Genomic DNA, 12,982 nt, shown 5'->3' with positions numbered 1-12,982 from the left:
CCTCAGAGCCCCTCATACACTATCCTAACTGCGTCGGCGGCGGCGACGCTACCATTCGCGACGCGCATTTCTTTCAATGTTTTCAGCATCTTACTGCGTTCTTCGTCCACAGCTAATTCGCCAATTGCCTCAGCAACAGTCGCCTCATCGCAGCCGAACTTCGCACCACCACGCTCACCTAGCGCGCGCGCACGGCGAAGCTGATCATCCGTAGTCGTAGAAAGGTTAGGAACGAGAACACTGGGAAGTTGATACTCCACGCATTCCTGCACCGTGTTGTAGCCGGCTGCTAAAATTGCCATGTCAAAAGCGGCGTAAAAGCTACTCAAGGGGTATGCGGATATGCTTTGCACACCTTTCGGCGGTGCCGTTTTAGACAACGGGTTCTGTACGACCACCGGAATCCACCCTCCAGGAAGGTTTTCAACCACTGCGATCGCGTGATCTCGCAGCCCAGTTATATCATTGATTACCCCTCCCCCAAGTTGGATGAGACAGTACTTCTTATCCACGTCAAGGTTCAGCAAACGACGCGCCTCCTGTCGTGTTCTCCTGCCTTCCTCGGGAGCAAACACAATCGGGTTCGTCCGAAACGTTCGGATAGGGCCAAAGTCCAAGTTTTCTTGGCAGCCATAGTCCCCAGGCACAATCAGTGCATCGGCAAACTCCGAGGCGTTATAGCGCTGCCGCGTCTTTCTATCAATATCTTTTTTCCAACACCCACGCTGCATCCAAATAAACTTTGCTGGACTAGCTTCCACTACCGCCCGCAAACCGCGATAGACGAACGTCCCGTCGAATAGTATGACGTCCGGCTGAAACTGTCTCACTACTGCATGCAAATGTAGTTGCAACAGGTAAGACCACAACCGCGGATGGAGCCCAGTATCCGAATAGGATGGGAAATACATAATCTGGTCAGGCGATTTTCCCAGACGTCCATATGCACGGGACAAAGTATATGTAAACACCTCAGCATCAAGGAACTGTTCCACCGACCACAAACGTGTTAAATGGCCTAAGCCGGAGCCGTTGCTACTGATCATCAACACACGCATCTGCCCCGAAGCGACTTCGAACCGGTGTCGCGAAGTTTTCAAGGCTGCGAGCTGTGCTCGGAGAGCACGCCGTAACAATTCAAGGGAGCTGACTACGGCACGCAGACTCCGAGTACAAAACTGCAGCAAGGAACTAGAGTCGGTCACTGGACTTGGTTGCGATTCCTTGCGCGTCCAAAAGGACCTTTGCATCGTTCTCAATCGCGTTAATGTCATACTCCCGGTGCTTCTGCAGAAGCAGGACAGCATCAGCATTACGAATCGCTGCTTCAAGGTTGGACTCGCAGGTTAAAGACTCCCCTGCGCCGAGATTCCACTGCGCAACGCGCGGATCGTGGTATTGCACCTGAGCGCCACGACGCAACAGTTCGCGCGCTACGGGGATAGCTGGCGATTCACGCTGATCTGCGATGTTCGGCTTATAGGTTACGCCAAGAACTAAGACCTTAGATCCATTGACGGCCTTCTTCTGACCGTTGAGCAGCTCAGCGATGCGTTGAACAACGTAAGAAGGCATAGAGTTGTTAATCTCCTGAGCCAGCTCGACAAAGCGCAGCGGATAGCCCAACTGACGGCGAACTTCGTAGGAAAGATAGTTCGGGTCGATCGGGATGCAGTGCCCGCCAACTCCGGCACCCGGGGTGAACTTCATAAAGCCGAAAGGCTTAGTAGCAGCTCCTCGAATCACCTCCCAGATATCGATCTCAAGCTCGTGACAGACCTTCGCGAGTTCGTTAACCAATGCAATGTTAACGTGACGGAAGGTATTCTCCAGCAGCTTGGCGGTCTCAGCTTCCTTCGTACCACTCATTTCCACAACCTCGTCGACGAAGTCAGCGTAGAAAGCATAAGCATGCTTAGTGGATTCCTCAGTCAATCCGCCTACCAGCTTGGGAGTGTTCTTAATTCCAAACTGCGCGGATCCCGGATTCACGCGCTCGGGACTAAATGCAACGAAGAAATCTGCACCAGCCTTGAGACCAGAATGCGCCTCAAGAATAGGAACGCAAACCTCGTCGGTTGTTCCCGGGTAAGTCGTGGACTCAAGAATTACCGTCAGACCTTCTCGCAGGTTCTCCGCGACAGTACGGGTAGCGCCCTCAACAGCACCCAAATCTGGGGCACCGGCCTCCCCTAGGGGAGTAGGAACGCAAATAACCACAACGTCAGACTGGCCGATCACGGCCGGGTCGAGCGTTGCAACGTAGCCCTGAGCAATCATTTCTTCGATATCTGCGTCCGACAGATCATCAATGTGGGACTTACCCGCATTGAGGTTGTTCACCACCACGGAGGACACGTCAAAGCCGTACACTTTCCAACCAGACAATGAGGCGGCTTGAGCAAGCGGAAGTCCAACATAACCTTGTCCCACAATCGTTACTGTATTGCTCATTAAAATAGTGCCTCCTTGTGACACATTGATGTTAAGGGTTAGCCAGCGTCGGCTATTTTGTGCCGCTACGTTGAGCCAAAATGTTGCAACGCGTACATTTTACTGCAGAATTTAAGTCTGTCCCAATTTCCACGGGTTTTCTTGGCAAGTTTTAGACTCACAGCGAAGGGGTGCTGTTTTTCGAAAAATGATGTTTCAACGGGTTAACAGTACTGCTCCACACACGTGCCCTAGCAGCCGCCAAACCATCAGCCCCATCGGATTCGAGTGCTATTTGGATTGCACTTGCCAAGCCCTCGACATCCCCGGGGGCGAAATAGAAGGCTGTGCCATCCGTAACCTCTCGAAGTGCTGGAATTTCGGATGCAACTACGGGGATCCCCAGGGCTTGCGCAGTAAGACCTTTAACGGGTGTGACATTGCGAGTCACCTCTAAGTCCCGCCGCGGCATGACAAACACTTCTAGACAAGCGTACCACCACAAAATTTCCGCTTGGACCCGAGGACCTGCAAAAACAACACGGTCCCGAACTCCGAGTTCAAACGCTAGTTTAACGAGATCATTCAATGCTGTACCCCCGCCAACTATGAGAACGGAGACTTCACGAGGCAAACGTGGCACCGCCCGGATTAAGATATCCAACCCTTCATAGGGCACAACCGACGAGATCGCGCCCACATAAATCCCTTTGGGAATACCCACCTTGCTTTGGGCTTGGGCGGTCGACGTCGCGAACTCAAACACAGCCTCATCAACCCCGTTTGGTACCCACATCGGAGCAAGCGCGCGAGTTTTCGCCCATTCAAAAAGCTCGGCCTGCTTGCTGATGAACGCCACCCCCGGGCAGCGCAGACTGCCTCTCGTTCTAGTCGCTGAGCCTGACTGTAATACAGACCCCGGCGTGCACGGACAGCCAATGGTTCCGGCAATGTCGACAACCAAGTATTGTGCGCTTCGCCGCGCACCTCGTAAGTCCACGGGATCCCTAATCTTTCGGCCACGTAAGATGCTAACTGCGCATTGCGGAAATCAGTTGTACAAAGTATTTCCGATGCCGAGGTTTCTCGTGCGACGCGCTCCAGCTGCTGAGCAGCACGTTCAAATCGCGCAGTTGAAGTAAGTTGCCCCCAGAATGTCACCATTCGGCGATACTGCACTCCATCAATAGACTCGTCGTGTTCATTAACTCGTTTCCCCACAACGAACGGGTAGCCAAGCCGGGTGACGACGATGATATCAAGTCCTTGAGCATGAAGCGTCGCCGCCACTTTCTGAGTCCGTAAGGCATAACCAGAATTGGTGTATGGCCAGCTATTAGTGGCCAAATAAAGCACCCGTCGCGAGAGCCCAGCTTGAGGAATAGAAGGCAGGACGGGGCGCTCCAATTCACGAATCTCACGCTTCAACCAAGAGGCGAGTATCGGATTCCAGCGGGGGGTGATCCTCAGGGCGGCGTCGAAATCGCGAATTATTAATAACTCACGCAACTCGGCACTCACAAGCGAAGTCAATGCATGTTTAAGCGCGGCGAGAATGCCTGAGTACTGCGGCAATTTGAGAGCCATCTTTTCCAAGAAGGCGACGGGATTGATGGCAAATTCTGAGAGCAAGGCCACGCCACGGAGGTATTCAGTCTTGATGCGCATAGCAATCACGGCTTTCTCACCACGGCACTCAACAAGCCCGTAAGGGCACGCAAAGCGGTTTCGCTTCTACTTTCCTGTACCCACGCTTGTGCACGAGGCGCAGGAACGAGATTTTCCCCCGCCTCGGCAAGCTTGACCCAACGGTCTGCGAGTGCTTCAGGAGAGTGCGGCGGGACGACGAAGCCCGCTCGGAGAGATTGAATAACGTCCGCAGTCTCTCCTTGCGCCACAGCGGAAATGTGGATTCCCATGTCCATCAACTCATACACTTTGGAGGGGATAGCCATCGCCAGTGGTTCCCAGTCCGCTAATTGAACCAAAGCAGTATCCGCCCACTCATAGACCTCCCGCAACCCATCTGCACTCCGACGAGCCTCGACGCTTAAGGACACCCCCAGCTCACGAGCCAGCGTCGCAACGGCCTCCTTGGTTGCGCCTGCGCCCACGAATCGAAGCGAAATCTTAGCACCTCGATCCTGTGCGCACTTTGCAGCGCGAACCGCATTTTCGAGGTCCTGAGCTCGACCAATCGTGCCAGCATACAGGACATTGAGGGCGCCCGGCTCCAACTCATGGTGACGCAAGTTCAAAGGTGTTTCCACGGGAAAAACATTCCGAATTGTAATCACCCTTTCCGCCGGCTTGTTCAGCCGGTCTATAAGCCTTTGCCCTAGACGATCTGCTGTTACTATCAGTCCCGAAGCATGCTGGAGAGAGTAGTCAAGTGCTATTTTTGTTACCCGGCTCACGATCTGCAATGCTCCAAGCGAGAGCACGCGCTCTCGCAATGACCTTCTACCCGTTCCTGAATTCCATACATCGGAATACTCCAGCAGCTCCGGCCAAGCATCACGCAAATCAATAATAAAAGGGCAACGGAACCGCCGCGCAACGAGACAAGTGATGAAAGCGGTGGGCAGGGCTGGCACAGTGCCAATAACAACATCCGGCTGAAACTTCGTTGCAGGAGAATTAGGTACAATAGCATGAGCTAGAGCACCCACCGCTACCACAGCCTGGTTTAACGCCCGTGATGTAAGCGAACTACTCGCGGGCAAAAATGGCGTCCGCTGGACAATCTCGCCGGAGATACCAATTTCCAACCTAGGAGGGTGATTGCTGAGCATTTGCTCAAACCAAGTTTTGAGGTCAACCTTTCGCTGGTAGTGCGGGGGCGGACACAACACCAGCACCTCGTGCCCCTGATGCTTGAGTTCTTCTGTCAGCCATGTCCAGCGACGCTGGGGAACACCGTTTTCAGGATTCCAATACTGAGACAGTATCAGGATCTTCATTCTCGCCCCTTTTGACGCTTGCTTTTCACTACTTGCCGCCAGTTGAGAATACTAGCCCCTCGATTGCCTTGGGACGCCATTGGGAAAATATTCATGCACTCTTCAAAATCCAACATTAGAAACGACTATCCGAATCTCCTTCTCAGGTTCTACCAACGTTCGTTCTTAGCCCCCAAAAACCTGCCATTTCAAGGCAATTTGGAACTTCTCACACTCATGGATATAGTTATGTCTCGTTGCAGGGAAATGAAAACTCAAGCAACATATTCCTCCATAGCTCAGTTGGCAGAGCATTCGACTGTTAATCGAAGGGTCACTGGTTCGAGCCCAGTTGGAGGAGCGAAATAGCCGCTTGTATTCTAAGCGGCTATATGCTTTCCTATATAGGATTCACCGGCTTAAGGGACATTTCTTGTGGATTTAGGAGTGTCCAGCCCAGCCTTTTCTTATACCTAAGCTGGGTTTCCATTCGTTGTCGAATGTGACTGGTCGCCTGTCTGGGTGGCCGCGTCGTGTGCGCTCTTCTTTTGTCCAGGCCGCGTATGCCGCTTTCTCATTACATCCGAAGTCTTGATGCCTGGCTAGGTCCTGTGGATGTACAGGGGCTTCGGTGCGGACGTCGCCATAGGAATTGGCCTAACCGCACCAGCTGCGGCTTACTTACCACAGACCTAGGACTATCCGGTGTTGATTTCGCTGATCGGGCTGTTGGAACCGATTCAAAATCAAAATCACCGTATTATCCCAGGCTGCCCGGGAGTCCGTATCGGTTTATCCACACGAAATGTCCCTTAAGCCGATTCACCGGTTTCCCCCTTCTTAAAGAATTTTCCCAGACTTGGAGGCCAGTACGTGCTTGATCTCGATTTTGCGCCTTACAAGTCCACACCTTCCCTCGCATCGGATTTTCGGTAACCATTGTCGTGGAAATGTCGTGCATTTAATGTCTCGTGGTTCCATGGCTTTACCTTACGTGGAACCGCTTGAATGGGCAGGACAACTAGAAATACTCGCCAGGCCATTCATCCCTTTCGCTATAGGTCAATACCGGGGTCGAAATCCGGCAGTCGCTCCCCTACGCCGAGGAGCTCGGCAATAGCGGCAACGGCACGCTCTGCGGCCTTACCGTCGCCATAGGGGTTAACCGCGTTGGCCATAGAGTTGTACGCGGCGTCATCATCGAGCAGATGCTTGGCTTCCGCCACAATGAGACTACGGTTGGTGCCCACAAGCTTCACGGTGCCGGCCACGACTGCCTCGGGGCGCTCGGTGTTTTGGCGCATCACCAGGACTGGTTTGCCGAGTGCTGGGGCCTCCTCCTGGACTCCGCCGGAATCCGTCAGGATGATGGTTGCACGGTCAAGCAGCTTGGTGAACTGGTCGTACGGAAGCGGGTCCGTGATGAAAGCATTGGGCAAGGGCTCGACTTCCGGAAGCACGGCTTCACGAACCTTCGGGTTCAGGTGTAGCGGCAGGGCAAAGTTGATGTCTGAGTAATTCTCCGCAAGGTCCTTGACTGCGCCGCCGATTTCCTTCATCGCTTCAAAGTTTTCGCGGCGGTGGGTGGTCACCACAACCAGACGCTTGTCGGATTCAGCCACTGCTTGCAGGGCAGGATCCTCAAACGCGGTATCCCAGCTGGCTGCCTCTAGGAGAGCATCAATGACAGTATTGCCTGTAACCGCAATGTCCTTGGAGCGCACGTTCTCGCGGCGTAGGTTTTCCATCGAACCTGCCGTCGGAGCAAGGTGTAGCTCGGCTACTTGACCAATCAGCTTGCGGTTAGCTTCCTCCGGGAACGGAGAGTGAATATCGCCGGTGCGCAAACCTGCTTCGAGGTGGACTATCTTTACGCCGCGGTGGAAACCAGCAAGTGCTGCAGTCATTGCTGTCGAGGTATCGCCCTGGGAAATAATGACATCAGGCTGCTCCGCATCAATGATCTCATCGAGCCCCATGAGCGCACGAGAGACAATCTCATTGAGTCCTTGGCCGGGTTTCATGAGGTGAAGCTCCAGCTTTGGTTCAATACCAAACATGGTGTTAACCTGCTCCAGCATTTCCTTGTGCTGGCCGGTGGAGACGGCTACGGATTCAAAACGCTCGTCCTTCTCCAGAGCCTTGATGACCGGTGCCATCTTGATGGCCTCAGGGCGGGTTCCGTACACGGTCATAATCTTTGGCTTAGACAAAGACATCCTTCGTTTTTATCGGGAGAGAATCTCCATAAGAGTCTACAATGCGGATGCTTCGCGCACATGGCCCGGAGGTATCGAGAAGATGAACGCTAGTCCCTGACTTAGGCCAATTTAGTGCGGAAGTTCGCGGCCGGTGATTGCTTGGATGGTGGCGGTGATATCGGGTGGAAGCGGTACGGCGGCGTGGATGGTTTCGCCGCCAACGACGAGTTGGAAGCTGCGGTATTTTTTGAGTGTTCTCACCAGGCGTTTGATGGATTGACCACTGCGGGTCTCCATTAGGTGGGCCACGGCTAGTGCTGCGATGACAATGTTGAGATGTGCGGTGATGGAGTCTTGTTTCCTGGCGTAGATTGGGCGTGCTTTCAGGTCTGATTTCGACATCCGAAATGATTTCTCAATGTTAAATAGCCTGCGGTAATGCCCGATAACCTCCTGGGCGGCAAGCGCGGTCAGGTCGGTTTCATAACCTTTAATTCCGGCAAGGGCTCGGTGTTTGGCAGCAAGAGCATAGTTGACCTTCTTGTTCGGGGCGGAAAGATCGATATAACGGTTGCGCTTGATAGCGATATCGCCGTCAACAGCGCGTTTGGCTTTCGCTACTTGCTCTTTGATTCCGCGCAGGCTGCGTCTGGCCCGATCGTGGGAGTACTGGTAATGCGTCACCGTATTCGGGGTTGTGTGTTTGCGCCCATCGCTTGCCGAGGCTTGTGTCCAGATCTGGCCGTGGGTGTAGTCTTCACCGGGGTTTTCCCGCCGCCAGGTTTCGATCACCTCAGGCACGGTGGGGGTTTTCACCGACAAGATGTAGTGCAGACCTGCATCGATGAGTGCTTGTTTGTTCGCCGCGGAGAACATGCCTGCATCAGCAACGACGGTAACTTCATCGAGTTGAAAGGCCTCTTGGAACCGTGTGATCATCGGCAGCATCGTGTGGGTTTCTGCCGAGTTGCCAGCAAACGCCCCCGCATGCAGTGGAAACCCAGTGGCATCAGTAAGCAGCCCGACAAGGATTTGCGGCTCTAGGCGGCGCTCTTTGGAAAACCCGGGTTTGCGAAGCTCATCAGCGGTATCGGTTTCAAAGTACAAGGTGGTCACGTCGTACAAAATAAAAGTACCTGGCCCGATACCTGCATGATGGGCCAACGCTTGGGTTAGTATCTCCCCGAATGATTCGGTTGCGAAGGTGGGAAGACGCCTCTGGATGGTGCGGTAGCTTGCGCTGGTGATGCCAACCTCTCCAAGAGTCTCGATGGAATCCAGCTTTGAGCCGGGATTAATGATCCGGGCACGCACCAGATCCCGAAACACCGGATCATCACCGCTTGCTACAGCAAGACCTAGCTCGTTGAAACACGCATCAATACAGTCCAGCAAGTATCCGGCCCGCTGACCGACTACCGGCAGCGGGTGGCAAACGCTGCCTGTTGCCGGTGGGATGTGTTCTACCTCGCCGAAGTCCAATGCGAGTTGGTCACCATCAACGATGCGTTGAGCTTCAGCTCTTAAAAGCGCAAGCTCAGACTCTGAATGCGCTGAGCCGATATGCTTCATCCTTTTCGCACCTTTGCGTTCAGAGAACACTACCTGCACCGCCATCGCCCCAGAAGCGGTCTTAACGGTGCGAATATAAGGACTCACAAAAATCAGACTACTGAATACCCCCGGCACTACCCACTTAGTGCGGAAAAATTCCTCCCCACCGACGAAAACCAACAGGTAACAGTGTCAAGAGTGACGTTACTCACCCACCCATGACCTAAGTCAGGTCATAATCTTTGGCTTAGACAAAGACATCCTTCGTTTTTATCGGGAGAGAATCTCCATAAGAGTCTACAATGCGGATGCTTCGCGCACATGGCCCGGAGGTATCGAGAAGATGAACGCTAGTCCTCGCTCACGGTGACTTCGCGCGGCTCTTCAAGGCCATTAGTACGGGGTTCGGCTGCTGCCACGCTGGCTGTTAGCAGCGCTGACATGGCCACGGCTGCCGATACCGCATGCGTACGCTTCGAAGTCTTCACAGGTATTAAGTTAACTGAAGCGAATGCATTATGGGAAGAGTTCTCGTCATATCTATTCGGTATCCCTGTTCGCTCCGCTGCCACGACGCCACCTGCCCCGGACTGGTTTGGCAGGTAGGCTATTCATGAGAATTGCACGTTGCCCGTACGCTGTACGCAAACGCCGGCTGTTGCGCTGGCTTGAAGTAAGGGGATGACTAGTTTCCAATGATCCAATTTGTTGTGGGTGCTGCCGCCGGATACGTCTTTGGAACCAAGGCTGGACGCAAGCGCTATCACCAAATTAAGGGCGCCTACGAGAAGGCCGTCAACTCCCCCGCCACCAAGGCCGCGGTGCGCTCCGCGCGAAAGGCCGTGGCCAACCGGTTGGACCCGGAACCACGCATGCGTGAGCTTAAGGATTACAACAAGGGGCGCCGCGGCAAGCGTGGCACCACGGATGGAGTGCAACCGGATCGGATTTACGAGCCGGACGAGGATTAGCGCACGCCACGAAAGGCACGGTCATTGAGCTCGCGGCGGGCCTGCTCGAGGGCGACGAGGTCCGCGAAGAGTGAGTTGTAGGATTCTTCGTCGTCGGAGGGGCGCATGCGGCCCAGCTGCGCCTTGAGTTGGGCTACCTGGTCGCCCACACGGGCCTCTTGGAGGCGGGAGAGTACGGAATCGGCGTAGGCCTCAAGGTCGGTATCGGGGTTGCCGGTCTCCCCTAGCTTGATAGGTTCCACGGCGAGCTCAGAGACGAAGTTGCGGGCCATGAGGTCCGGCATTTCACCCGCCACGGCGGCCAGCCACTCCACCCCGGGCTGCTCGGCACCGGCAGTCACTCCGCCGAGGGTGGAGATGGCGCGGCGGATGGTGCGGTAGGCCTCGTTGGAGTAGGCGTCGTCTGTGATTCCGTCGAAGTAGCTGCCGGCGATCTGCGGAAACTGCAGGGCTAACTTGAGGGCTTCGCGCTGCGGCCACAGGTGCGGCTCGCGGGGGCCGGGGATGTGCATGACTGGGACATTGGACTGCGCGGGCGCGGAGGAGGTCTGCTCCAAGGAGGCAAAGCGCGGGCGCTGCTCCTTCTTCGGCTTGCGCGCCTCCTGGCGTACCTGGTGGAGGACTTCCTCAGGGTCAGGCCAGCCCACCCAGCCGGCAAGGCGGCGGGCGTACTCGCGCTGCAGGGGTTGGTCCCGGATTTGGGCCACAACGGGCACCGCTCGCCGCAGGGCTTGGAGGCGGCCCTCCGCGGTATCGATGCTGAAGTCTGAGATAACGGAGCGGATGACGAACTCGAACATGGGGATGCGGTCCGCCACCAAGTCACGCACCGCGGCGTCACCGCGCGCGAGGCGCAGATCACACGGGTCCATGCCATCAGGGGCCACGGAGACGAAGGACTGGCCGGTGAACTTCTGCTCGCCCTCGAAAGCGCGCATGGCGGCTTTCTGCCCGGCTTCGTCGCCGTCGAAGGTATAGATGAGCTCGCCGTGGAAGTAGGAATCATCCAACATGAGGCGGCGCAGCACCTGCAGGTGGTCCGCGCCGAAGGCGGTGCCACAGGAGGCCACGGCCGTCTTCACGCCCGCGGCGTACATGGCCATGACATCCGTATAGCCCTCCACCACCACGGCTTGGTGCTGCTCCGCGATGTTACGCTTGGCCAAATCCAGGCCGAAGAGCACCTTGGATTTGTGATAGAGCATGGTTTCGGGCGTGTTCATGTACTTGCCCAGCTTGTCATCGTCGAAAAGCTTGCGCGCGCCGAAACCGATAACGTTGCCGGATAGGTCCTTGATGGGCCACAGCAGACGCCGGTGGAAGCGGTCGATGGGACCGCGCTTGCCCATTTTGGAGATGCCGGCGGCGTCGAGCTCCTCAAAGGAAAAGCCCATGCGCAGCAGGTGCTTGGTGGCGGTATCCCAGCCCTCCGGGGCATAGCCGCATTCGAAGGCGTAGATGATTTCCTTGGAGAAGCCGCGGTCCAGGAGGAATTCGCGGCCGGCGGCAGCCTGCGGGGTTTCCAGCTGCTGGCGGTAGAACTCGTGCGCGGCCTTGTTGGCGGCAATGAGGCGGCGGCGAGTGCCGGGCTTTTCATCACGTGCACCGGTGGAGCCGCCCTGGTAGTTGATGTGGTAGCCAATCTTCTGGGCGACGGCCTCAACGGCCTCCGGGAAGGAGACTTGTTCCATCTCCATGAGGAAGCTGAAGACATCCCCGCCCTTGCCGGTGGAAAAGCAGTGATAATAGCCGCGCTGCGGGCGCACGTGGAAAGACGGGGTCTTCTCATCCTTGAAAGGGCTCAAGCCCTTCAAAGAGTCATAGCCAGCGGGTTTGAGCTGAACGTACTCGCCCACGATTTCATCAATAGGCGCGCGTTCACGGATAGCTTGGATATCGCTGTCCGGAATTCTGCCTCGTGCCATGCGTACAGACTACCCCGCCTATGAGACACACAGGTACCCACGGCTGGGTGGGGCCAGGCCGCCTAGTCCCACATCCGCAAAGACCCTGCGGTGGGGATCGTAAAAAGGCCTGGTCTGGATTTCTGGTTCAGGCCTTATAGCTGCAATGATGGGGCCATGCCCCAATCCTCCCCCTCCAAAAAATCGCTGCCAGCTCTTATCGGTGGCGCGGTTCTAGTCCTCGTCGCGGGCTACTTCGGCATTGACCTTGGCAGCTCCGGCAATGGTGCAGACCAGAAGGCATCGCCGTCTTCCACTGTGGCTGATGCATCCTCGGCCGCTGGTGCGTCCGCTGCGGCTGGTGGGAATGAGGGGGACGTCGCCAAGCAGGGCGATACAGACCTGCCCTCCTGCGCCATGGATTCCCTGCCGCAGGAGGCCCACGAGACCGCCGAGGATATCCTGGGCGGCGGGCCCTATGACTATCCAGATAACGACAACGTGCGTTTCGGAAACTATGAGGGCGTGCTGCCGCAGCAGGCAAAGAATTACTACCGCGAATACACCGTGGAGACACCGGGGATTGGGCACCGCGGGGCCAAGCGCATTGTCACCGGCGGCGGCAGTGAGACTGACCCGGATGTCTGGTACTACACCGATGACCACTACGAAAGCTTCTGCAGCATCCCGGACGCGGAGGACTAAGACATGCAACGCATTCTCATTACTGAACCCATCCGCACGCGCGAGGACTTCTATGGTGCGCTCGGGCGCCTGCGCGGCTGCACATCCGGCGCGCCGCGCAACCTTGATGCACTAGCGGATTTCCTCCGCGAGCAGCACATCGTGGCGATCATCACTGCGGACTTCGACCTGGTGGAAGAAGACCTGGCCCCTATCAGCATGGTGCTGAAGGACCAGGGTGTCGCACTTGTGCGCTAGTGAGCTGCTAGTGAGGGTGCTAGTGAGGGGGTGAC

The 12,982-nt window shown here is 55.9% G+C and carries 12 protein-coding genes, 1 tRNA gene and 1 pseudogene; 4 read left to right on the top strand and 10 right to left on the bottom strand.

From position 1 onward, the window contains the following. Window positions 1-2 precede the first annotated feature (2 nt). From ABZS45_RS01530 to ABZS45_RS01510, 5 genes are all read right to left on the bottom strand, one after another. On the bottom strand, window positions 3-830 hold the full coding sequence (locus ABZS45_RS01530) for a glycosyltransferase (protein WP_412100357.1): 828 nt from the start codon (window positions 828-830) through the stop codon (window positions 3-5). Window positions 831-1,191: 361 nt separating this feature from the next. Further along, window positions 1,192-2,454, bottom strand: coding sequence for a nucleotide sugar dehydrogenase (locus ABZS45_RS01525; protein WP_269948605.1), 1,263 nt, complete (start codon window positions 2,452-2,454; stop codon window positions 1,192-1,194). 157 nt (window positions 2,455-2,611) lie between these two features. Continuing rightward, window positions 2,612-3,112 (bottom strand): glycosyltransferase family 4 protein, encoded by a 501-nt coding sequence (locus ABZS45_RS01520; RefSeq protein WP_412101120.1) that lies wholly within the window; start codon window positions 3,110-3,112, stop codon window positions 2,612-2,614. After that, window positions 3,085-4,101, bottom strand: a complete 1,017-nt coding sequence (locus tag ABZS45_RS01515; RefSeq protein ID WP_412100355.1) for a glycosyltransferase — start codon at window positions 4,099-4,101, stop codon at window positions 3,085-3,087. Before ABZS45_RS01515 ends, ABZS45_RS01520 begins: the two co-directional genes overlap by 28 nt. Before the next feature lie 5 nt (window positions 4,102-4,106). Continuing rightward, window positions 4,107-5,396: a glycosyltransferase family 4 protein gene (locus tag ABZS45_RS01510; RefSeq protein WP_269948603.1), complete on the bottom strand. Its 1,290-nt coding sequence runs from the start codon at window positions 5,394-5,396 to the stop codon at window positions 4,107-4,109. A gap of 267 nt (window positions 5,397-5,663) precedes the next feature. Here ABZS45_RS01510 and ABZS45_RS01505 point away from each other — a divergent pair. Further along, window positions 5,664-5,736: transfer RNA gene (locus ABZS45_RS01505), tRNA-Asn, on the top strand. Window positions 5,737-5,816: 80 nt separating this feature from the next. Here the strand turns inward: ABZS45_RS01505 and ABZS45_RS01500 are convergent. From ABZS45_RS01500 to ABZS45_RS01485, 4 genes and pseudogenes are all read right to left on the bottom strand, one after another. Beyond that, window positions 5,817-6,008, bottom strand: a pseudogene (locus ABZS45_RS01500) (IS256 family transposase); the annotation flags it as partial. A gap of 422 nt (window positions 6,009-6,430) precedes the next feature. Further along, window positions 6,431-7,588, bottom strand: coding sequence for a non-hydrolyzing UDP-N-acetylglucosamine 2-epimerase (gene wecB, locus ABZS45_RS01495; protein ID WP_412100353.1), 1,158 nt, complete (start codon window positions 7,586-7,588; stop codon window positions 6,431-6,433). 117 nt (window positions 7,589-7,705) lie between these two features. Beyond that, window positions 7,706-9,187 carry an IS1634 family transposase gene (locus tag ABZS45_RS01490; RefSeq protein WP_412101116.1) on the bottom strand — a complete coding sequence of 494 codons (1,482 nt, stop codon included), beginning with the start codon at window positions 9,185-9,187 and terminating at the stop codon, window positions 7,706-7,708. Between the two features lie 293 nt (window positions 9,188-9,480). Then, window positions 9,481-9,618, bottom strand: coding sequence for a hypothetical protein (locus tag ABZS45_RS01485; RefSeq protein WP_269948602.1), 138 nt, complete (start codon window positions 9,616-9,618; stop codon window positions 9,481-9,483). Between the two features lie 207 nt (window positions 9,619-9,825). Here ABZS45_RS01485 and ABZS45_RS01480 point away from each other — a divergent pair, with 207 nt between their 5' ends. Continuing rightward, window positions 9,826-10,101 carry a hypothetical protein gene (locus ABZS45_RS01480; protein WP_144676894.1) on the top strand — a complete coding sequence of 92 codons (276 nt, stop codon included), beginning with the start codon at window positions 9,826-9,828 and terminating at the stop codon, window positions 10,099-10,101. Here the strand turns inward: ABZS45_RS01480 and dnaG are convergent. Beyond that, entirely contained in the window at window positions 10,098-12,026 is a 1,929-nt protein-coding gene (gene dnaG, locus ABZS45_RS01475) for a DNA primase (protein WP_412100351.1), read from the bottom strand. The genes ABZS45_RS01480 and dnaG overlap by 4 nt on opposite strands. A 156-nt stretch (window positions 12,027-12,182) precedes the next feature. On the opposite strand from dnaG, the gene ABZS45_RS01470 reads away from it, so the two are divergent. Continuing rightward, complete coding sequence (locus ABZS45_RS01470; RefSeq protein ID WP_412100349.1) at window positions 12,183-12,710, top strand: ribonuclease domain-containing protein; 528 nt, start codon at window positions 12,183-12,185, stop codon at window positions 12,708-12,710. A 3-nt stretch (window positions 12,711-12,713) separates the two neighbouring features. Beyond that, window positions 12,714-12,947 (top strand): hypothetical protein, encoded by a 234-nt coding sequence (locus ABZS45_RS01465; protein WP_412100348.1) that lies wholly within the window; start codon window positions 12,714-12,716, stop codon window positions 12,945-12,947. The last annotated feature ends 35 nt before the right edge of the window (window positions 12,948-12,982 follow it).

This window comes from Corynebacterium aurimucosum, from assembly GCF_046895345.1.
Classification (GTDB): Bacteria; Actinomycetota; Actinomycetes; order Mycobacteriales; family Mycobacteriaceae; genus Corynebacterium; species Corynebacterium aurimucosum_G.
Note: the sequence above shows the minus strand (reverse complement) of the source record. Positions and strands in the feature narration are given on the sequence as shown.